At 66.3% G+C, this 20,850-nt stretch carries 17 protein-coding genes, 1 tRNA gene and 1 CRISPR repeat array; of the genes, 14 read left to right on the top strand and 4 right to left on the bottom strand.

The window, feature by feature from the left end; translation table 11 throughout:
• The first annotated feature begins 89 nt into the window (after nucleotides 1-89).
• Nucleotides 90-467, top strand: a complete 378-nt coding sequence (locus ACWPN7_RS15865) for a ribbon-helix-helix domain-containing protein (protein WP_247891419.1) — start codon at nucleotides 90-92, stop codon at nucleotides 465-467.
• A gap of 25 nt (nucleotides 468-492) precedes the next feature.
• Here ACWPN7_RS15865 and ACWPN7_RS15860 read toward each other — a convergent pair whose 3' ends face one another.
• Together ACWPN7_RS15860 and ACWPN7_RS15855 are read right to left on the bottom strand one after the other, a co-directional pair.
• Nucleotides 493-1,368 (bottom strand): TIGR01459 family HAD-type hydrolase, encoded by an 876-nt coding sequence (locus ACWPN7_RS15860; protein WP_459196847.1) that lies wholly within the window; start codon nucleotides 1,366-1,368, stop codon nucleotides 493-495.
• A 39-nt stretch (nucleotides 1,369-1,407) separates the two neighbouring features.
• On the bottom strand, nucleotides 1,408-2,649 hold the full coding sequence (locus tag ACWPN7_RS15855) for a glycosyltransferase family 4 protein (RefSeq protein ID WP_456511955.1): 1,242 nt from the start codon (nucleotides 2,647-2,649) through the stop codon (nucleotides 1,408-1,410).
• Nucleotides 2,650-2,691: 42 nt separating this feature from the next.
• Between ACWPN7_RS15855 and ACWPN7_RS15850 the strand changes: the two genes are divergently transcribed.
• Together ACWPN7_RS15850 and ACWPN7_RS15845 are read left to right on the top strand one after the other, a co-directional pair.
• On the top strand, nucleotides 2,692-3,495 hold the full coding sequence (locus tag ACWPN7_RS15850; protein WP_459196848.1) for an alpha/beta hydrolase: 804 nt from the start codon (nucleotides 2,692-2,694) through the stop codon (nucleotides 3,493-3,495).
• Between the two features lie 120 nt (nucleotides 3,496-3,615).
• A tRNA-Ser gene (locus tag ACWPN7_RS15845) sits at nucleotides 3,616-3,706 on the top strand.
• 364 nt (nucleotides 3,707-4,070) lie between these two features.
• On the opposite strand, the gene ACWPN7_RS15840 is transcribed toward ACWPN7_RS15845, so the two are convergent.
• Entirely contained in the window at nucleotides 4,071-4,454 is a 384-nt protein-coding gene (locus ACWPN7_RS15840) for a hypothetical protein (RefSeq protein ID WP_492273356.1), read from the bottom strand.
• Complete coding sequence (locus ACWPN7_RS15835) at nucleotides 4,447-4,917, bottom strand: hypothetical protein (protein ID WP_492273355.1); 471 nt, start codon at nucleotides 4,915-4,917, stop codon at nucleotides 4,447-4,449. The genes ACWPN7_RS15840 and ACWPN7_RS15835 overlap by 8 nt, the downstream gene beginning before the upstream one ends.
• Here ACWPN7_RS15835 and ACWPN7_RS15830 point away from each other — a divergent pair.
• From ACWPN7_RS15830 to cas2, 11 genes are all read left to right on the top strand, one after another.
• A complete protein-coding gene (locus ACWPN7_RS15830; protein ID WP_459196850.1) occupies nucleotides 4,880-6,217 on the top strand; it encodes a DUF2357 domain-containing protein in 1,338 nt (445 codons plus the stop codon). The genes ACWPN7_RS15835 and ACWPN7_RS15830 overlap by 38 nt on opposite strands.
• Complete coding sequence (locus ACWPN7_RS15825) at nucleotides 6,217-6,699, top strand: very short patch repair endonuclease (RefSeq protein ID WP_459196851.1); 483 nt, start codon at nucleotides 6,217-6,219, stop codon at nucleotides 6,697-6,699. The genes ACWPN7_RS15830 and ACWPN7_RS15825 overlap by 1 nt, the downstream gene beginning before the upstream one ends.
• A gap of 15 nt (nucleotides 6,700-6,714) precedes the next feature.
• Nucleotides 6,715-6,840: a hypothetical protein gene (locus ACWPN7_RS15820; protein WP_459196852.1), complete on the top strand. Its 126-nt coding sequence runs from the start codon at nucleotides 6,715-6,717 to the stop codon at nucleotides 6,838-6,840.
• A gap of 676 nt (nucleotides 6,841-7,516) precedes the next feature.
• Nucleotides 7,517-9,763 (top strand): CRISPR-associated endonuclease Cas3'', encoded by a 2,247-nt coding sequence (locus ACWPN7_RS15815; protein ID WP_459196853.1) that lies wholly within the window; start codon nucleotides 7,517-7,519, stop codon nucleotides 9,761-9,763.
• A 178-nt stretch (nucleotides 9,764-9,941) separates the two neighbouring features.
• A complete protein-coding gene (locus ACWPN7_RS15810; protein ID WP_459196854.1) occupies nucleotides 9,942-10,127 on the top strand; it encodes a hypothetical protein in 186 nt (61 codons plus the stop codon).
• Between the two features lie 270 nt (nucleotides 10,128-10,397).
• Nucleotides 10,398-11,057, top strand: coding sequence for a type I-C CRISPR-associated protein Cas5c (gene cas5c / locus ACWPN7_RS15805; protein WP_459196855.1), 660 nt, complete (start codon nucleotides 10,398-10,400; stop codon nucleotides 11,055-11,057).
• Nucleotides 11,054-12,895, top strand: a complete 1,842-nt coding sequence (gene cas8c, locus ACWPN7_RS15800) for a type I-C CRISPR-associated protein Cas8c/Csd1 (protein ID WP_459196856.1) — start codon at nucleotides 11,054-11,056, stop codon at nucleotides 12,893-12,895. Before cas5c ends, cas8c begins: the two co-directional genes overlap by 4 nt.
• 5 nt (nucleotides 12,896-12,900) lie before the next feature.
• Nucleotides 12,901-13,782, top strand: a complete 882-nt coding sequence (gene cas7c / locus ACWPN7_RS15795) for a type I-C CRISPR-associated protein Cas7/Csd2 (protein ID WP_459196857.1) — start codon at nucleotides 12,901-12,903, stop codon at nucleotides 13,780-13,782.
• Between the two features lie 4 nt (nucleotides 13,783-13,786).
• Complete coding sequence (gene cas4, locus ACWPN7_RS15790; RefSeq protein WP_174449731.1) at nucleotides 13,787-14,452, top strand: CRISPR-associated protein Cas4; 666 nt, start codon at nucleotides 13,787-13,789, stop codon at nucleotides 14,450-14,452.
• The gene (gene cas1c, locus ACWPN7_RS15785) at nucleotides 14,449-15,474 is read left to right on the top strand and encodes a type I-C CRISPR-associated endonuclease Cas1c (RefSeq protein ID WP_459196858.1); all 1,026 of its coding nucleotides are present in this window, start codon (nucleotides 14,449-14,451) and stop codon (nucleotides 15,472-15,474) included. The genes cas4 and cas1c overlap by 4 nt, the downstream gene beginning before the upstream one ends.
• 4 nt (nucleotides 15,475-15,478) lie before the next feature.
• Nucleotides 15,479-15,769 carry a CRISPR-associated endonuclease Cas2 gene (gene cas2 / locus ACWPN7_RS15780; RefSeq protein ID WP_114859317.1) on the top strand — a complete coding sequence of 97 codons (291 nt, stop codon included), beginning with the start codon at nucleotides 15,479-15,481 and terminating at the stop codon, nucleotides 15,767-15,769.
• Nucleotides 15,770-15,959: 190 nt separating this feature from the next.
• Nucleotides 15,960-20,843: direct repeats of the CRISPR family, unit length 32 nt; unit sequence GTCGCCTCCTGCGCGGAGGCGTGGATTGAAAC.
• Between the last annotated feature and the right edge of the window lie 7 nt (nucleotides 20,844-20,850).

Raw genomic sequence — 20,850 nt, 5'->3', positions numbered from 1 at the left:
CGGTGAACCCGGGGCCGGGATCGCGACCCCCGGTCGAAATTGGCTTTGTGCCCACACGCCGCTTGCAATATCATCATACAAGTGAATGTATGTTCGCCGGAAACGCGAGCGCCTTTCCGCAACGGCAGGGGACCAAGGGCAGCAATATGGCGGACAGACAGGGGAACAAGGAAGGGCCGGTCCTGGTCTGTCGCAATGTCAAGGTTTCCGGTCGACGCACCAGTCTTCGAATGGAGCCCTACATTTGGGACTCCTTGAAGGAAATCTGCGAGCGTGAGGGGCTGACGCTCAACGATATCTGCACCCAGATCGATCAAAGGCGCGGGGAAGCGAATTTGACCGCCTCCATCCGGGTCTTCATCGTCAGCTATTTCCGCAACGCCATCGGAAGCCGCGGCTTCTCCGAAGACGGGCCGTCCAGCATTCTGCGCAAGGCCATGGACGACGCCATCCCGCCCTTCGACTGAACAAAGGGACGGGCCTCCGTCCGTCCTACCAGCGCAGGCTGGGCAAGGCGTAAGTCGGCTGATGGCCGGACGCGGCGGCGGCGGCAGCCAGCTTGGCCGGGTCCACCGCCTCACCCCAGGCGCCGCCCAGCTCCTCCCGATGAATGCCGAAGGTGACCAGCGCCACGTTGATCCGGGCGGCGTTGGCGCCGGCCACGTCGGTGCGCAGGCTGTCGCCCACCGCCAGGATGCGCCGCTTGTCCTTGATGCCCATCAGCGACAGGCAGCGGTCATAGACCGGGGCGTGCGGCTTGCCGTGCCAGAACACGTCGCCGCCCATCGCCTCGTAGCGCTGGGCCAGGGTGCCGGCGCAGATAACCATCTGCTCGCCGACCATCACGATCAGGTCGGGGTTGGCGCAGACCATCGGCAGGTTGTGGCGGCGGCAGGCCTCCAGTGCCGGCTCGTAAACCGACAGCGACTCCCCGAAGTCGACGATGCCGGTGTTCACGACGAAATCGGCCTCGTCCGGCGACGCCGCGAGCGTGTAGTCCAGCCCCTCATACACGTCCATGTCGCGGTCGGGGCCGATGTGGTACAGGCGCCGGCCCAGAGCGGCGTGCCACGGGTCGTCGCGGTCGCGCAGCGCGTCGTAGGCGGCCTCGCCCGAGGTCATGACGTGATGGTAGCGCTCGCGCCCGATCCCCATGCCGTCCAGCTTGGCGATGACGCCGCCGGTGCGGCGCGGCGCGTTGGACAGCAGGCAGATCACCTTGCCCGCCGTGCGCAGGCGGTCCAAGCACTCCGGCACGCCGGGATAGGGCCGCTCGCCGTCGTGCAGAACGCCCCACAGGTCAAGGATGACCCCGTCGTAACGGTCGATGACGGGGGCGATTCCGGAAAGCTGGACGATGTCGGTCATGAGGTCCGGTGGTGTGACGGGCGGGAAAGGGGTAGTAGCTCAGCGGCCTTGCTGGGCGCGCTTGGGCTCGGCGAGAAGCTCCGCATAGACGGCCAGCGTGTCGGCGCACATGCGCTGCTTGGTGTAGCGCTCGGCGACGAAGGCGCGGGCGCGGGCGCCGATGGCGTCGCGCTGCTCCGTCGTCAGCGACAGCGCCTCGTCCAGCGCCTTGGCCAGCGCGTCGGGATCGGCGGGCGGCACCACCCAGGCGGTCTCGCCGGGAATCACCGTTTCCTGATAGGCGCCGATGGCGGAGACGATCACCGGGCGGCCCATGGCCTGGGCTTCGGCGATCACCCGCCCGAAGGCTTCCGGCTCCTGCGAGGCGGAGACGACGACGGTGGACAGCCGGTAGGCGGCGGCCATGTCGTTGCAATGGTCGGTCATCTTGACCATGCCCTCCAGCCCGGCGCGGCGCACCTGCTCCTCCAACTCCTGCCGGTAACCGGTGCGGCCCTGGTCGGACCCGACCAGCAGCGCGCAGACGTCCTTGCGCCCCAGCTTCGCCAGCGCGTCGATCAGCACCGTCTGGCCCTTCCAGCGGGTCAGGCGGCCGGGCAGCAGGATCACCGGCTTATCGTCGGGCAGCCGCCATTTCTGGGCGAGCTGGATCATGCGGGCGGAGCTGACCCGCTCCGGTGCGAAGGACAGCGGGTCGATGCCGCGGTGAATGGTGCGGATGACCGCCGGATCGACCGCGTAGTTCTCCAGGATGTGGCGGCGGATGAAATCGGAGATCGCGATGATCCGCTCGCCCCGCGCCATCACCGAATTGTACCAGCGCTTCAGCCGGTTCTTGTAATTGTACGGAGCGTGGAAGGTGGTCATGTAGCGCGCGCCGGTCGCCTGGCAGGCCAGCCAGGCGCTCCAGGCCGGGGCGCGGGACCGGGCGTGCACGATGTCCACGCCGTTCTCGCGGATGATCGCCTCCAGCTTGCGCGCGTTGCGGCGGATGACCAGCGGGTTCTTGGAGGCTAGCGGCAGGGTGATGTGGCGGATGCCGGCGCGGTCCAGCTCCGCCGCCATCGGCCCGCCTTCGGACGCCACCAGCGGCAGCGCGCCGGCTTGGGCCAGGGCCAGCGCCACGTCGATGCAGCCGCGCTCGGCCCCGCCGGTGACCAGCGCCGGCAGCACCTGGAGAACGACGGGCCGGCGCCCGCCCGCCGCGAAGGCGCCCTTCGCGAAGGCGCCGGCCGGGTTGCGCGGGTCCTCGCCGGTGCTAAGCTGGGATTCGACGTCCATAGTCACAGATTCCTAAAGTCCTGGCCCACAGAGGTGTCCGATATGACCGAACCCGCAGCCGGCCCCGTCCCGTCGCCGGGCGGCGCGCACCATAGCCTGAAGCGCGGCGCCGCGACCATAGCCTATCGTCACACCCCCGGGCGCGACCCGGAAGGGCTGGCCCCCGGCGTGATGTTCCTCGGCGGCTTCATGTCGGACATGACCGGCACCAAGGCGCTGGCCCTGGAGGAATGGGCGGCGGGCGAGGGGGTGTCCTTCACCCGTTTCGACTATCAGGGGCACGGCGCCTCCAGCGGGCGGTTCGACGAGGGCACCATCGGGCTGTGGGCCGACGACGCGCTGGCCGTCCTGGACCGTGTCACGGTGGGACCGCAGATCCTCGTCGGCTCCTCGATGGGCGGCTGGATGATGCTGCTGACCGCGCTGCGCCGTCCGGAGCGGGTGGCCGGCTTGGTCGGCATCGCCGCCGCCCCGGACTTCACCGAGGACCTGATGTGGGACCTCTTCGACGAGTCCGTCCGCCGCGAGATCCTGGAGACGGGCCGCTGGCTGCGCCCGTCCGACTACGGGCCGGAGCCACAGCCGATCACCCGCGCCCTGATCGAGGGCGGGCGCAACCACCTGCTGCTGCGCCAGCCGATCGCCTTCGACAAGCCGGTGCGCCTGCTGCACGGCATGGCCGACCCCGACGTGCCCTGGCAGGTCAGCCTGACCCTGGCCGACCGTCTGAGCAGCGCGGACGTGCGGGTGACGCTGGTGAAGGACGGCGACCATCGCCTGTCGCGCGACCAGGACATCGACCTGCTGTGCCGCACGGTGGCCGATCTGGTCCGCGGTCTCGGTTGAGGAGAGAGAGGCGTCGATCCGCCCAGCGGATCATCCAGAAGGCGGTGCAAGATTTTTCCCAAAAAGTGATTTCAGGGGCTTGCGCACCGCCTTCGGGCTGGATATAAACGCGGCCTCTGCGGAGGGGTGGCCGAGTGGTCGAAGGCGCACGCCTGGAAAGTGTGTATACCCCAAAAGGGTATCGAGGGTTCGAATCCCTCTCCCTCCGCCAGTTTTCCTGCTGACTTTGCTGTGGCGTCAGCAGAAGTGAGATACCGCCGTACTTCCGGGCGGTTAGCCTTATACTTTCCCAGACATCGACCCTGTAATGGGCCATAAGCCGCGCTGTTTGGCCGGTCTGTGCCCGCTTTTCTCCGCCGGTCCGTGACCGACTTCCCTTTCGGGCGCGAAAGGTTACTCGCCTGCCATGGCGCTGTCTGCCGGTTTGGGGAAGCTCCACGCATGACCGGAACCGTCGCGTTCCCGCCAAGACCACGATCGCCCGACAGCGCCGCCCAAGGTTTGGCTGAGTGACGCTGACGAAAGAGCGCGGCGCCCCGAGGGAGCACCGCGCTCTTTCCCGGATCGGGATATGATCAGCGGGAAGGGAAGCCGAGGAGCCGGCGCTGCTCGTTCCAGGCCAGCGGGATTTCGGTTTCCAGCATCGTGCCCAGGGTGAGGCGGCGCGGCTGCTCCCCGCGCAGGATGGCGTCGACGAGGTCGGGGGCGAGAAAGGCCAGCCTCAGGATCTGGCGGATGTAGGCCTTGGTGCAGCCGGCCTCGGTGGCCAGTTCCGACACCGACGCCACCTGTCCCGAGGCGAGTCGCCGGCACCAGCGATGCGCCCGGGCCAGCGCCTTGACCAGCGCCTCGTCGACACGCGGCCGGGCGGTCAGGTCCTGGCCGTCGGGACCGACGATCACCCGCCGGCCGCCCCACGTCTTCAGGCGGACGGGGATTTCCAGGATCCGTTCATCCACGTCCTCGATCAGAACTCTCGCCCCTCTGCATCAGGTGCAGCGCATTCCCCGGATCGACGCCTTCGCCATGCGGCAGCGTGATCCGGACCCGCTCCGCGCCCACCTCGATGCGCCGCACCAGGACGGCCAGCCGGCGTGCCTTCTCCTGCACCGTCAACCGCTCCCAGTCCCGTCGCCCGGCACCGGCCATGAGCGCACAGAGCCGATCCTCCACCAGCTGTTCGATGGCCGGGGCCGACACCCGGGTCAGCGTGCCGGCCGTCACCGGACGGTGCTGCAGGACCGCCTGGCTGGTGTAGTAGCGGTAGCGCCGTCCCTTCTTGAGGCAATGCGACGGGCTCATCATGTTGCCGCGGTCATCGACGATCAGGCCGGTCAGCAGCGGCCGGCCGGCAACGCGGGGGCGGTTCTCCCGCTCGACCCGGTTGGCCTCCAGGATCGCCTGCACCCGCTCCCACAGCACCTTCGCCCTGTTCGCGCTCAGCAGCTTCCGCAAGGCGATCGCGAAGGGCACCGGCAACCGGCCGCCGGCCATCGCCCGGCTGGAATTTCTGCGGTCGCGCATCGGAGAGCTGGAAGACATCGTCGCGGCCATCGAGCGCAACCCGCGCCGCATGCTGAAAGCCGGAGAGGCGCTGCTTCCCTATCACCGTGCAAGCCATGCCACCGATCCGGAGATCCTGCGGTCCTTCCGGTCGGGGCGCGTTGTCCGGGAAACCGCCGCCCCCTCGCGCCTGCCGGTGCCGTTGCAGGGTTTCCTACCTGAACGCATCCGTGTCCGGCAGCGGCAGAACTCGTTCGATCTGCCGGAGCACTGGCAGATGGCCGCCTGCCTGCGGTCTTGGGCGGCGTGGCTGACCGCGGTCGCCGAGACGCTGGCGAGCGGGCGCCACGGGGATGATGCCGGGCTGCGCCGGGGGGAGGCGCTCTGGGCGGAGCGGTGTCGCCGGCTCGCGCGGCGGGTCGGACGCCTTGCCACTGCGGCCCCGTTCGCGGAGGCGGGCGATGCTCCGCCGCGTCTGACCCTGTCCTCAGTGTTCCGCCACGATCCCGCCTATCGTCGGTTCTACCGTGTCGCGCAGGACATGAACCTCGGCATTGCTGCGGTGTTCGGCGACTTTCTGAATCTGCCGCTGGCCCGGACCTTCGAGCTCTACGAGCTGTGGTGTTTCCTGCGGCTGGTAAGGGCCGGAGCGGAGGAGTTCGGCCCGGATGGCCTCGATATCTGCGACCTGTTCATCGGTGACAGCGCTGGCGGCGTGACGCTGGCCGCGGGCGCCGTCACCGTGCCGGTGGGCGGTGGCTGGAAGCTTTGCTTCCAGAAGCAGTACCGAGAGTTCTGGGTCGAGCCGGACGGACAAGGTTCCTACAGCCGGACCATGACGCCGGACGTGGTGGTGGCGCAGGAAGCTGCGGCGCTTAGTGGCGACGACCGCGTCATCGTGCTGGATGCGAAGTACCGGATCGATGACGGGCTGAACGACGCACTGGGCTCCATCCACACTTACCGCGACGCCTTGGTGCGCGAGGCCGCGTCCGGCGCGGCGGAGGGGATCGTCACGGCGGCCTATCTGCTGACGCCGCACCTGCCGGTGCTGAAGCCGGGCTACCAGGAGACACCTTTGCCCGGGCGCCCGTTTCATCCGGACTACCGGGCCGGATTCCGTTTCGGTGCGGTGACGTTGCGTCCGGGCATGGCGGCCGCTGAAATCACGGCGGCACTGCGCTTGGTGGTGGCGGATGCCAAAGGAGGATCGCCTTAGTGGACGTGCTGACCCCGGAACAGCGCCGGCATAACATGAGCCGGATCCGGGGCAAAGATACCAAGCTGGAGTTAATGCTGCGCCGGGGGCTGCACGCGGCGGGGTTGCGGTTTCGCCTGCACTCGCGGGACCTGCCCGGTCGCCCCGACCTAGTGTTTCCGCGGCACCGGGCGGTTGTTCTGGTCCATGGCTGTTTCTGGCATGGCCATGACTGCCCCATGTGCAAGATGCCTGCGACCCGGCCGGAGTTCTGGGCGGCGAAGCTGGACGGCAACCGGACGCGTGACTGGCGCACTGCCGAAGCCTTGCGCGCTGCCGGCTGGCGGCTTCTGACTGTCTGGGAATGCAGCCTGAAAGGACCGGCTCGTCTGCCGCTGGACATGGCTCTGCGCCGTTGCGCGGATTTCATTCGGGGAGAGGAGGGACAGGCGGAGCTGACCGGCGACTGGGCCGGGCGGGTGCGGGCAGCAAAGCAAACTTGAGGTGCGCTCGCTGGCATGGGGAACCGGCATCTGCGTGCTATCCAGTTCCTGCTCGGCCACACCGAGCTGGAGAGCACGGTCCGCTATCTTGGGATCGAGGTCGAGGATGCTCTGGCGCTGGCCGAGCAGACCGAGATTTGAAGAGCAATGGGGGAGTGCTCTCGGCAACGGAGACATCTCCCGGCTCGTCCTGACCGATAGTGTTGAAAAACTCCCTGACGAGTACTTCGCAGCCGTTTTGACGCAATAATGATCCACTCTGCCGGCCTTCAGAGCGATATCGCTGCGTGGCACCCCTATAGAGCGACGGAAAATTTCTTGCTCCGGCAGGCTCGAGAGTTTTTCAGCACTATCCGCCAAAAGTGGACAGTCTGCTTTCGAAGATGGGGTGGGTAAAACTGCCGTTGATCACAGGTTCAAATTGCGGATGCGCAATGGACGCGAGCGACATGGATTGTTTATTCACACCTGATATCCACACAATCATTGCTGTTCTAAAACGACCTGTATATAATGTGTTGTTACCCGTCATGCACCAGGAAGTCATCGAGAGCTAAGAGCCTGTTTGAGAACTAGCGCAGAACACAACATACAGTAGGTGGTCTGAGGTTATTTCCCTATATGCTGCGGATTTTCCGCATTCTCAAACGGGTTCTAAGGCGTCAGGGGTTGAATATTTTGATAATCAGTCAAAGCGTGGTATGAAAACGGTGTGGCTATTTATCGAGCAATATTCGCTTGGTTGAGTAAGATAAATCATCGTGAATTCATGTTGTGAAGGCAATAAGCGATGGCTTGGTACGCTCACACTCCAAAAATGCCGGGTGATCCTTGGGAGCCGCTGCGTGAGCATCTGCTCCGTGTCGCGGCAAGGGCGGAGGGATTCGCGGCGGTCCTGTCTCCTGGAAGCGACTGGGCGGGCGCCTGGGCGCGGGCACTCGGCCTGCTGCACGATGCTGGCAAATACGCCGAAGCCTTTCAAAGGCTGCTGAACGGCGAAAACATTCGGGTCGACCACTCCACGGCCGGCGCGGTCCTCGCCCTGGAGCGTTACGGCAAGGACAGTCCCGTCGGCTGGCTGCTTGCCTATGCGGTGGCCGGGCATCATGCCGGGCTGCCAGACGGCGGGATGGGCGGAAACGAGGAGGCGAGCCTCACGGTCCGCCTGCGGAAGGCGAAGCTTCCGGACTCCGTCCGTGCCGAGGTGCTGCGGGAAATCGGGCCGCTGCTGCCCGCCGAACTGCCGTTGCCGACCTTCGCGGATTGGTTCGCCGTGGCGCTCTTCGCTCGCATGATCTTCTCCTGCCTGACCGACGCCGACGCCCTGGCGACCGAGGGCTACAGCGACCCGGAGCAGGCGGCCCTGCGCGGCGGACAGCCGGACCTGCCGACGCTGGCCGCCGCCCTGCGGATGCATCTGGTCGGCAAGGCGGCAAAGGCCACCCCCTCCGACGTCAACCGGATCCGCACGGAGGTTCTGGAACGTTGCCGCGACGCCGCAGCGCTGCCTCCCGGCCTCTTCTCGCTGGCGGTGCCGACGGGTGGCGGTAAAACCCTGTCCTCGCTGTCCTTCGCGCTGGAGCACGCGCAACGCCATGGCCTGCGGCGCGTGATCTACGTCATTCCCTATCTGTCGATCATCGAGCAGACCGCCGAAACCTTCCGCGAGGACGCCTTCGCCGGCCTGCCCGGCGCCGTGCTGGAGCATCATTCCGCCTACGCCCCGCCCGGCGGCTTCGACGACCGGGACGAGGAGGGCGTCGGCCCCGACCGCCACAAGCTGGCGTCGGAGAACTGGGATTCCCCGGTGACGGTCACCACCGCCGTCCAGTTCTTCGAATCCTTCTTCGCCGCCCGCCCGTCGCGCTGCCGCAAGCTGCACAACGTCGCCCGTTCCGTCATCGTGCTCGACGAGGCGCAGCTTCTTCCTCTGCCCCATCTGCGGCCCTGCCTCGCTCTGCTCCACGCGCTGGCGCGGGATTACGGCTGCACGATCCTGCTGAGCACCGCCACCCAGCCGGCGCTCGACCGGGACCGGCCACTGGCCTTCGGCCTGACCGGCATCCGCCCCATCATGCCGGAGGACGGCGCCCCGGCCCTGCACAAGGCCATGGAGCGCGTGACGGTGGAGTACGCCGGCTTGCTCGACGACGAGGCGTTGGCCGACCGGATGCGGAACGCTACCCAGGCGCTCTGCGTGCTGGACACGCGCGGTCACGCAGCCGACCTCTACCGCGCGCTGAGGGACCAGGAGGTGGAGGGGCTGTACCACCTGTCCGCCGCCATGTGCGCCGAGCACCGCTCCACCGTTCTGGCGGCGATCCGTGCGGATCTGGCCGAGGGGCGCCCCTGCCGCGTCGTCAGCACGCAGCTCGTAGAGGCGGGAGTCGACGTGGATTTCCCCCTGGTGCTGCGCGCGATGGCCGGGCTGGATTCCATCATCCAGAGCGCCGGCCGCTGCAACCGCGAGGGCCGTCCCGGCCTGTTCGGCCGCGTCGTCGTCTTCGACACGGCGCGGCGCAACGGCCTGTCCGACCTCAACCGCCGCCGCGACCTCACGCGGGAGATCATGGACGGCCGCCCGTGGGACGAGGCCCTGCATCCCGACGTGATCGCCACCTATTTCCGCCGGCTCTACAGCGCCGACAAACGCAAGCGGACCGCCAGCGGCGGCGATCCCTACGATCTGGCCGAAGCCTGGAGCCGCCTCGCCACCACCAACCGGTGCGACGCGATCCCCTTCCGCAGGGTGGCCGCCGACTTCCATCTGATCGACAACGACCAAGCGGCGGTGATCGTCCCCTACACCGAGGAGGCGCAACGCTGGGCCGACGCCCTGCGGGGCACCGAACGCCCCGGCGCCATCGCCCGCAAGCTGCAACGCTTCACCGTCACCATCCCGCGCGGCCCGCTCGCCCGCCTGATGGGCGCTGAGATCATCAAGGCCGTCGGGGAGCACGGGCAATTCCTGCTGCTGACGGATCTGTCCTACTACGACGATACGGCCCTTGGGTTGGTAACCCGCGATCCGCGCGACCGCACGGAGGTGGAGAACGTGGTATAGGGGAAATTTTTACAACCGCCTCTCCGGAGCGGATTGACTCACGGTTTCCTACAAATATAATGAAGTCCGTTAACAGGGCCTAGCACTGCTAATGTGGATTGAAACATTATTTTTGTTGGAACCGATGGTGAGTTGCCTTCTCTCCTGCACGGGGGAAGGCGTTTCATGGAGGCATAGCATGCGATTCGGTTGGTGGAAAAGCAAGACTGATGGAAGCAACTCAGAAGAAAGCGGCTTCCTTTTCGACACTGGACATATAGATGTTCTTAATGGTGCACTCTGGGACCGCAAATTCCGCGCCATCGGGAGCTTCTTCGGATTTGGCGATAGCAAGATTGAGAAGGAAGTTTCCCAAGAAGAATAAGAAATTTCTCAAATTGAACTTTCCAATTGACCTACTTATGAAACCAAACGAAAAATCAAAAGATGGAAATGAATCAGCTCTTTTCCAGATTTCAAAGAGAAAGAGTATGGCAGAATTATTAACATAAATTTTGTGCAAATTGCGATTTATTTATCATTCTTTTTTGTTAAATCATTGGATACCTTACTCCGCGAGCGAGTCTTTAAAGTTGATGATTTCGCAATAAAAATCTACCATGAAGGGTAGAATCCGTAGCCGAAAGGCGCCAACATGTCCCAAGGCATCACTCTACGCGTCCATGGTTCCCGCGCCCTGTTTTCCCGTCCGGAAATGAAGGCCGAACGCGTCTCCTACGACATGATCACGCCGTCGGCGGCGCGCGGCATTCTCGAAGCGATCCATTGGAAGCCGGCGATCCGCTGGGAAATCGACCGGATCACCGTCCTGAACCCTATCCGCTTCGACACCATCCGCCGCAACGAGGTGGCGTCGAAAGCCTCCTACAGTCTGGCGCGGCAGGCGATGGCCAACGGTAGCGACCTCGCGCTGCACCCGGAGGACGACCGGCAGCAACGCGCGAGTGTCTTCCTGCGCGACGTGGACTACATCATCGACGCCCATTTCGAGATGACCGACCGGGCCGGACCGCAGGACAATCCGGGCAAGCACGCGGAGATGGCGCGCCGGCGCATCGCCAAGGGGCAATGCGTCTGGCAGCCCTGCTTCGGCTGCCGCGAGTTCCCGGCCTATTTCGAGCCGCCGCCGGACATCCTGCCCGAACCGCCGGACGACCTGCGCGGCACGCGCGACCTCGGCTGGATGCTGCACGACATCGACTTCGCCGACGGCATGACGCCACGCTTCTTCCGCGCCACGCTGGTGAACGGGGTGCTGGACGTGCAGGATTGCCTGCGGCGGAGCGGCCTATGATCCTTACCGAGCTTTACCGCCTCTACGAACGTCTGCGCGACGCCGGCACGCTGCCGCCCTACGGCTATTCCCAACAGAAGGTGACCGGCTGCATCGTGCTGCGCGCGGACGGCAGCGTCTTCGCCGTGCAGGACGAACGCGCCGACGAGAAGATCGGCAAGAAGGACAAGACGGTCAAGCGCCCGTCCCTTGTGAAGGTGCCGCAGCCGCCGCGCCGGACCTCCGGCGTCAAGGCCGGGTTCCTGTGCGATTCCGCCGGCTACCTGTTCGGCACGGCGGAGGGCCGCGCCGGCCGGGCAGAAGAACAGTTCGCCGCTGCCCGCGCCCGCCACGAAGCTGTCCTGGCGGGAAGCAACCACCCCTGGGCGCGCGCGGTTCTGGCCTTCTTCCAGACCTGGACGGTGGGCACCGCGCCGGAGGTTGCCGACCCCGACATCCTGTCCGGCTGGCTCGTCTTCCGCGCGATGAACGAGGACGATTATGTCCACGACGCGCCGGAGATCCGTGCCGCCTGGGAACGCGCCATGGACACCGAGACGGAGGCGGCGGTCCTTGGCCAGTGCCTCGTTACCGGCGGGTACGGCCAGCCCATCGCCCCGATCCACCCGGCCATCGGCGGCGTGCCGGGCGCGCAGACGGCGGGGGCGGCGCTGGTTTCCTTCAACGCACAGGCCTACGAGTCCTACGGCAAGAGCCAGAACCTCAACGCCCCGGTGTCCGCCCGCGTGGCGCACGGCTATACGGCGGCGCTGAATCATCTGCTGTCCCAACGTGACAAGCGGCACCTCGTCATCGGCGAGGTCTCGGTGGTGTTCTGGACCGACCGGCCCACCCAATTCGAAGACGCCGCCGTCCTCGTCGCCGCCCGCCCCGACATCCCGCCCGAGGACGAAACCCGCGCCCGGGCGGTGAAGGAGGCGCTGGAGCGGTTGGCCAAGGGCCGCGACGCGCTCGCTCCGGGCGAGGCGGGTGCCCGCTTCTTCGTGCTGGGCCTGTCGCCGAACGCGGCGCGGCTGGCGGTGCAGTTCTGGAGCAGCGACAGCCTGGGCGTCATGGCCGACCGCCTGGCCCAACACCTGTCCGACATTGACCTGGTCCGGCAGTGGGAGTGGCAGCCGCGCTACCCCTCGCTTTGGGCGCTCGCGATGGAGACCAAAACCAAATACCGGGGCGACGGCGACAACGCCAAGCCCGACCCGAACGACAAGGGGCTGGCCAAGCTGAACGGCGACCTGCTGCGCGCGGTGCTGGTCGGCGGGCCCTATCCGGCCAGTCTGCTGGCGGTGTTGCTCGACCGCATCCGCGCCGACCATGCCGTGAACCACCCGCGCGTCGCGCTGATCAAGGCGGTGCTGACGCGCCGCTCCCGGCTGGCCGGAACCACCGCCCAAGCCGCCCAGGAAGAGGGGAACAATCTCGTGGGTCTCGACGAATCCCGCACCGAGACGGGTTACCTTCTCGGCCGCCTGTTCGCCGTGCTGGAACGCATCCAGCAGGAGGCCGCCGATGGCCGGGAACTGAACGCCACCATCCGCGACAAATATATCGGCAGTGCATCGTCCACGCCGAAGCTGATCTTCCATTTTCTGAACAGGCTCGCCCAACAGCATCTGAAGAAGCTGCGCCGCGACGATCAAGGAGCCTATCGCTTCCTTGAGAGCCGCCTGCAGGCCATCACTCAAAATCTCCACGATTATCAGGATTCGCTGAGCGTGGACGACCGCGGCCTGTTCTTCGTCGGCTACTACCACGAGCGACATTGGCTGTGGCTTCCCAAGGCCGAGCGCGACGCATTGAAAACCGCCCAACCGGGCGATCCAAACATTGTTCCGGAGTGACAGTCATGGGCATCCACGAGTCCCGCATCGAGTTCGTTTATCTGTTCGACGTCCGCAACGGCAACCCGAACGGCGATCCGGACGCCGGCAACATGCCCCGGCTGGACCCGGAGACGGGTCATGGTCTGGTCACCGACGTCTCGCTGAAGCGCAAGATCCGCAATTACGTCCAACTGACCCAGGAGGGCCGCCAGGGCTACGAGATCTATGTCCGCGAGAAGGCGATTCTGAACGACCAGCACGCCCGCGCCTACGAGGCCAACGGAATCGAACTGGACAAGGGCAAGGGCAAGGCGAAGGGTGAGGCCGACGCCCGCAAGGTGACGCAATGGATGTGCGACACCTTCTTCGACGTGCGGACCTTCGGGGCGGTAATGACGACGGGCGTCAACTGCGGGCAGGTGCGCGGGCCGGTGCAGATCACCTTCGCGGAAAGCCTGCACCCCATTGTGCCGGCGGAACTGTCGGTCACCCGCATGGCCGTGACCACCCAGGCCGAGGCCGACAAGCAGAGCGGCGATAACCGCACCATGGGCCGCAAGCACATCGTCCCCTACGGGCTGTACCGCGCCCACGGCTTCCTCTCGCCGCATCTGGCGCGGCAGACCGGCTTTTCGGATGCCGACCTGGACATCCTGCGCAGCGCGCTGGTGAACATGTTCGAGGTGGACCGCTCAGCCGCACGCGGCGAGATGGCGGCGCGCCGGCTGATCGCCTTCCGCCACAAATCCCCCCTCGGCGAGGCGCCGGCGCAGAAACTGTTCAAGCGTGTGGCCGTCGAAATGAACGACGGGGTGACCGCCCCGCGCGACTTCGACCGCGATTTCACCGTCAGCATCGACCGGGACGGCCTGCCCGAAGGGGTCGATATCGAGGAGTGGCTGTAGCCTCATGGAGGCGGACGACTCCGCCCTCGTCCCGCTGTCAGCTCTTCAGCATCTCGCCTTCTGCGCGCGTCAGTGCGGGCTGATCCATCTGGAAGACGCCTGGGCGGAGAACGCGCTGACCGCCGAGGGCCGGGTGCTGCACGAGCGGGTCGACAACGCATCCGGCGAAACGCGGCGCGGGGTCCGTATCGCGCGTGGCGTGCCCTTGCGCCATCTGCGGCTTGGGCTGGTCGGGCGGGCCGACGTGGTGGAGTTCCACAACCGGCGCGGCCTGCCGCCGCTGCCCTGCCCCGTGGAGTACAAGCGTGGCAAGGCCAAGCCGCACGACGCCGACCGCGTCCAGCTCTGCGCCCAGGGCCTGTGCCTGGAGGAGATGCTGGGTCTTGAGGTGCCGGGCGGCGCGCTCTTCTACGGGGAAACCCGGCGGCGGCAGGAGGTGGCCTTCGACGCCGCCTTGCGCGCGCGGACCGAGGCATTGGCCGGCGAACTCCACGCGCTGTTGGCCTCCCGCGTCACGCCGCCGCCGGAACCGGGGCCCAAATGCCGGTCCTGCTCGCTGGAACCGTTTTGCCTGCCGACCCTGTCGGGCTCCCGTTCCGCCGCCGTCTGGCTGGACCGCATGCTCCGCGCCGACGCCGCGGAGGGCGCCGCCAAGGAAGATCCGCCATGAAGCGCTTGTTGAATACGCTCTACGTCACCACCCCCGGCAGTTACCTGTCCAGGGAAGGCGAGGCGATCGAGGTGCGGCGCGAGGATGGCGCACGCACGATGGTGCCGATGATCGCGCTGGAGGGCCTTGTCGCCTTCGGCAGCGTCGGCGCCAGCCCGCATGTGCTCGGCCATTGCGCCGAGAAGGGGATCAGCGTCGGTTTCCTCTCCGACACCGGCCGGTTCCTGATGCGGGTGGAGGGCCCGGTGTCGGGCAATGTCCTGCTGCGTCGCGCGCAGTACCGGGCGGCGGACAACCCGCTGCGGGCCGCCTCGGTGACCCGCGGCGTTCTGGCCGGCAAGCTGGCCAACCAGCGGACGGTGCTGCGCCGCCACCGCCGCGACCACACCGATCCGACCGGCGCGCTGGCGTCGGCCGAAGATGCAATCAGCCGCGCCCTGACCCAGCTCGACCGGCCGCTCGACGTCGACCGCCTGCGCGGGGTGGAGGGCGATGCTGCCGCCTGCTATTTCGGCGCCTTCGCCGCCATGATCCGGCGCGGCGAGCCGGAATGGCGGATCGCCGGCCGGTCGCGCCGGCCACCGCTCGACCGCATCAACGCGTTGCTGTCCTTCATCTACACCCTGCTGACCCACGATGTGCGGGGAGCGCTGGAAGCGGTTGGGCTGGATCCGCAGGTCGGCTTCCTGCACACGGATCGCCCGGGGCGACCGTCCCTGGCGCTCGACCTGTTGGAAGAGTTCCGGGCCCCCTTCGCCGATCGGCTGGTGCTGACCCTAATTAACCGGCAGGAGTTGTGCCTCGACGATTTCGAGATTGGCGAAACCGGTGCCGTTGCCCTCACCGCCGATGCCCGCAAGGCCGTGCTGGTCGCCTACCAGAAGCGCAAAAAGGAGGAACTGACCCACCCCTTCCTGAACGAGAAGCTGCCCTTCGGCCTGATGTGGCACGCACAGGCCCGTCTGCTGGCGCGGCACCTGCGCGGCGACCTGGACGCTTATCCTCCCTTCCTCTGGCGGTGACGCGGTGCTGGTCCTGGTCTGCTATGATGTCTCCACGGAAACCCCGGCCGGCCGTCGCCGCTTGCGCCGTGTGGCAAGGGCTTGCCAGGACCACGGCGTGCGGGTTCAATATTCAGTGTTCGAATGCACGGTCGATCCCGCACAATGGACCGCGCTGCGCGCGTCCTTACTCGGCTTGATCGAGCCGCAGACCGATAGTCTGCGCTTCTATCTTCTCGGTTCGTCGGCGCGGCACAAGGTGGAGCATGTCGGCGCTCGCACACCGACCGATCTCGATGGGCCTCTAATTCTGTAATTGTCAGTGCCTGTGCGAACCCCAAGCTCCCATGCATGCTCCGGGAGGATTCGCGCTCCAGAAAAGTCAAGGCTTCTGAATGCCTTGGCGCCTACGCTGGCAATGCGAGACGGTCGCTCTTCCATCAATCACATTCGTTCGCATATTGGTTGCCGTTTTGCATGTACAGCCAATAGCTTATACTATGGCCGTCGCCTCCTGCGCGGAGGCGTGGATTGAAACAATCTTGCCTCCTCCGGCTACGGGTTGATGGAGTCGCCTCCTGCGCGGAGGCGTGGATTGAAACACGCCGATCGCCTACGAGTGCAAGATTTCCGTGTCGCCTCCTGCGCGGAGGCGTGGATTGAAACACGTATATCCCGGCGCCCCGCTCGACGCCGCTGGTCGCCTCCTGCGCGGAGGCGTGGATTGAAACTAAGGGAGGCGTCGGCAAGACCACGACAACGGGCGTCGCCTCCTGCGCGGAGGCGTGGATTGAAACCTGCAAAGCGAAGCGAAGCGCACGGGCAGCCCCGTCGCCTCCTGCGCGGAGGCGTGGATTGAAACAACATCGCGGCGCGCGACCTCGGGCGCAGCACCGTCGCCTCCTGCGCGGAGGCGTGGATTGAAACAAGAGCTATGCGCGGCGGCTGGCGGACGGCGAGCGTCGCCTCCTGCGCGGAGGCGTGGATTGAAACGGCAAGAGCGGCCCGATGCGGCGTGCCCGCCCGGAAGTCGCCTCCTGCGCGGAGGCGTGGATTGAAACGTCGCTCTGTGTGTCCTTGGGTTGTTGTCGGCTGGTCGCCTCCTGCGCGGAGGCGTGGATTGAAACAACAGCGGCGACTTCTTCGTGAAGAACGCCGGCTCGTCGCCTCCTGCGCGGAGGCGTGGATTGAAACCGGCCCAACCTGGAAAAGGTGCTGCAGGTCGTGCAGTCGCCTCCTGCGCGGAGGCGTGGATTGAAACACGTTCTGGTCCGCGCAGGGATACGCCCAGCTCGTCGCCTCCTGCGCGGAGGCGTGGATTGAAACGAATGGAGCGCGCCGCCCGTCGCCGACAAGCGGACGTCGCCTCCTGCGCGGAGGCGTGGATTGAAACCTTGGTGTACACGGCTAGCTCCTGCTGGCTCTTAGTCGCCTCCTGCGCGGAGGCGTGGATTGAAACATCCGGCGGTGCTGGACCCGGAGACCGGCGGCGGTCGCCTCCTGCGCGGAGGCGTGGATTGAAACGCGACGTCAGGGATGGGGCAAAGCCTTGGCCTGTCGTCGCCTCCTGCGCGGAGGCGTGGATTGAAACTTCTTCGACAGGTCGAGAACGAGCGGCATGCCGTCGCCTCCTGCGCGGAGGCGTGGATTGAAACGCGTAAGGCTGCAGCAGCGCACCGCCAACGCCTTGTCGCCTCCTGCGCGGAGGCGTGGATTGAAACAATTGGTCCAAATCCAGCATGACGGAATGGGCGGTCGCCTCCTGCGCGGAGGCGTGGATTGAAACGCCGCGAACTGGTCGCCTCCCGGCAGGCCAACTCGTCGCCTCCTGCGCGGAGGCGTGGATTGAAACGCGCTGACCTGGAAGACCTGGGCTATGGAGTCGGTCGCCTCCTGCGCGGAGGCGTGGATTGAAACGGCGCCGGGTTCGTCGAGGCCGACTGCTCCAGCATGTCGCCTCCTGCGCGGAGGCGTGGATTGAAACATGTGGAAGCAGCAGCCGGGCGTCGTGGCCGAAGTCGCCTCCTGCGCGGAGGCGTGGATTGAAACGCCACCATCATCGCCGAAGCGGCCCTGCGCCCCGTCGCCTCCTGCGCGGAGGCGTGGATTGAAACAGCGCGGCCGATGGCAACGGAGATCACGTCTCTCGTCGCCTCCTGCGCGGAGGCGTGGATTGAAACGCGTGGACGAACCAGATCAACGTCGGCGATGCCGGTCGCCTCCTGCGCGGAGGCGTGGATTGAAACAATAGGGCGCTCGTCGATTTCGGCAAACTCAGAGTCGCCTCCTGCGCGGAGGCGTGGATTGAAACGTCCTGCAGAAGGAGGGCGGCCCGGCGATCACCGGTCGCCTCCTGCGCGGAGGCGTGGATTGAAACGGCCGCGATCCCGACCTGACCATCACCCTGGCGGGGTCGCCTCCTGCGCGGAGGCGTGGATTGAAACCTGCTCGCGATCATGCGGGACGAGGTGGAGGGCGTGTCGCCTCCTGCGCGGAGGCGTGGATTGAAACAAGATCAGGTTGACGGCCGAGATTGAACTGGACAGTCGCCTCCTGCGCGGAGGCGTGGATTGAAACCGAAGAGATGTTCACGCTCCGTAGCGCTCGGGTGTCGCCTCCTGCGCGGAGGCGTGGATTGAAACGTCGGTGCGGGCGCTCTGGCTGCGCAGGTAGTCGCGTCGCCTCCTGCGCGGAGGCGTGGATTGAAACCCGCGGCGGCGCCGATTATCGTTCGGCAGTCCCGTCGCCTCCTGCGCGGAGGCGTGGATTGAAACACGACCGATGCGACCCCGCTCGACTTGGCGCCCCGTCGCCTCCTGCGCGGAGGCGTGGATTGAAACCGGCTCGGCGTGGCCAGCCATTTCCAACGCGCCGGTCGCCTCCTGCGCGGAGGCGTGGATTGAAACATCATGTCCCAGTCGGCGCCCATGGTCGTGCCGCGTCGCCTCCTGCGCGGAGGCGTGGATTGAAACGACATCAACATCCCCTCCGACGACGTCACGGCGAGTCGCCTCCTGCGCGGAGGCGTGGATTGAAACAAGCTGCCCGACCTGCGCGGCGAGTTCGTACGCGTCGCCTCCTGCGCGGAGGCGTGGATTGAAACGTCTGGGACTCCTCCAGCACCGCGGCCGACGATGTCGCCTCCTGCGCGGAGGCGTGGATTGAAACGAGATCATGAGCGCGGCGGAAGCCGAACTGACGAGGTCGCCTCCTGCGCGGAGGCGTGGATTGAAACCTGGACCTACCCGATTCCTTTCCCGTCCGCGGTGGTCGCCTCCTGCGCGGAGGCGTGGATTGAAACCTGACCCTGGGCGGCGACGTCCAGTCCCACCAGGGCGTCGCCTCCTGCGCGGAGGCGTGGATTGAAACGCCCGCAAGCGTCGGCTCGACGCCATCATCGTGGTCGCCTCCTGCGCGGAGGCGTGGATTGAAACAGGACGTACATCGGGTTCAGCCGCTCGCCGCACTGTCGCCTCCTGCGCGGAGGCGTGGATTGAAACTCGGCAAGGCGACGAACAACAACATCGAGCAACAGTCGCCTCCTGCGCGGAGGCGTGGATTGAAACATGCCAGGAGGAATTCATGTCCGATCTTCACCGCGAGTCGCCTCCTGCGCGGAGGCGTGGATTGAAACTGACCGGCGAGGGCGCGCGGGCGCGTGAGGGCGAGTCGCCTCCTGCGCGGAGGCGTGGATTGAAACATCGGCTACACCGTCGATTGCGAGCCCTGCACGAGTCGCCTCCTGCGCGGAGGCGTGGATTGAAACGTCGGCTTCTGCGACGTGCAGGGCAACCGGCTGGAGTCGCCTCCTGCGCGGAGGCGTGGATTGAAACTTCGCATTCAAGGAGACATGCGCGACGTCGCCTCCTGCGCGGAGGCGTGGATTGAAACTTCGGAGATTGGACGTATAACGGAACCAGCAAGGTCGCCTCCTGCGCGGAGGCGTGGATTGAAACTTCGACCCGGCCAACGTCTCCGACCGCCAGCTTGTCGCCTCCTGCGCGGAGGCGTGGATTGAAACGTCTTGCCGCGGGGGAACAGCATCGTGTCCGCCGTCGCCTCCTGCGCGGAGGCGTGGATTGAAACGCTGCACCAAGGGCAGGACACAACCTCTGTGCAGGTCGCCTCCTGCGCGGAGGCGTGGATTGAAACCAGTTCAGCAAGGCCGGGGTGATCCTGACCGGGGTCGCCTCCTGCGCGGAGGCGTGGATTGAAACCCGTCGTCCGAACCTCCCGGCCAGTCCGGGCTCGTCGCCTCCTGCGCGGAGGCGTGGATTGAAACTTCGGTTGTTGGTCCAGGGTGCGCCGTGGACAGGTCGCCTCCTGCGCGGAGGCGTGGATTGAAACAGTTCGCCGGCGGAATCCCTCCAGGTCTGGAACGTCGCCTCCTGCGCGGAGGCGTGGATTGAAACAAGGATTTGGACCCGGTGATGGTCTCGCTGGCGTCGCCTCCTGCGCGGAGGCGTGGATTGAAACGCGCAGGCGAAGCAGATCTTCGACGGGCTGGACGTCGCCTCCTGCGCGGAGGCGTGGATTGAAACCTGAGCATCCAGGGGACCATCGTCGGCCCCGGCGGGTCGCCTCCTGCGCGGAGGCGTGGATTGAAACAAGCTCTTCACCTTTCACTGGCGCGACGATCCCCGTCGCCTCCTGCGCGGAGGCGTGGATTGAAACAACCTGCTGTTCACGACGCCGACGAAGGTGCCGGTCGCCTCCTGCGCGGAGGCGTGGATTGAAACAGCGTCGGAATGCCACGGGCGTTCAAGGCTGCCGTCGCCTCCTGCGCGGAGGCGTGGATTGAAACCCCCTCAGGATGCGCGGGACGCGGCGCAGGCTCGGTCGCCTCCTGCGCGGAGGCGTGGATTGAAACAACCTGGGGGCTGGCGCGCTGGGTGGCTCGACGTCGCCTCCTGCGCGGAGGCGTGGATTGAAACTGGCTTGAGAGTTGGATGAACGAACGGCGGAAGTCGCCTCCTGCGCGGAGGCGTGGATTGAAACTCCTGGAGGTCTCGAAGATCGTGGGGACCGACGTCGCCTCCTGCGCGGAGGCGTGGATTGAAACCTCCTCTTCCCCCGCCGCCCGGATGGCGGCAATCGTCGCCTCCTGCGCGGAGGCGTGGATTGAAACGGGCGAAGGACGGCGTGCGCCAGATCGGCGGCGGTCGCCTCCTGCGCGGAGGCGTGGATTGAAACAGTGGTCTTCCCAGAGACGCCGCGCTCGGCCTGTCGCCTCCTGCGCGGAGGCGTGGATTGAAACATCCGGGCAGCGCTGGTAGCGGTCGCCATCGCCGGCGTCGCCTCCTGCGCGGAGGCGTGGATTGAAACGCCATCGACATCAACAATGACGGCTGGGTGGCTGTCGCCTCCTGCGCGGAGGCGTGGATTGAAACTCCGAAC

Source organism: Azospirillum sp. UENF 312511 (assembly GCF_058780635.1).
This window is presented reverse-complemented; position numbering and strand designations above follow the sequence as displayed.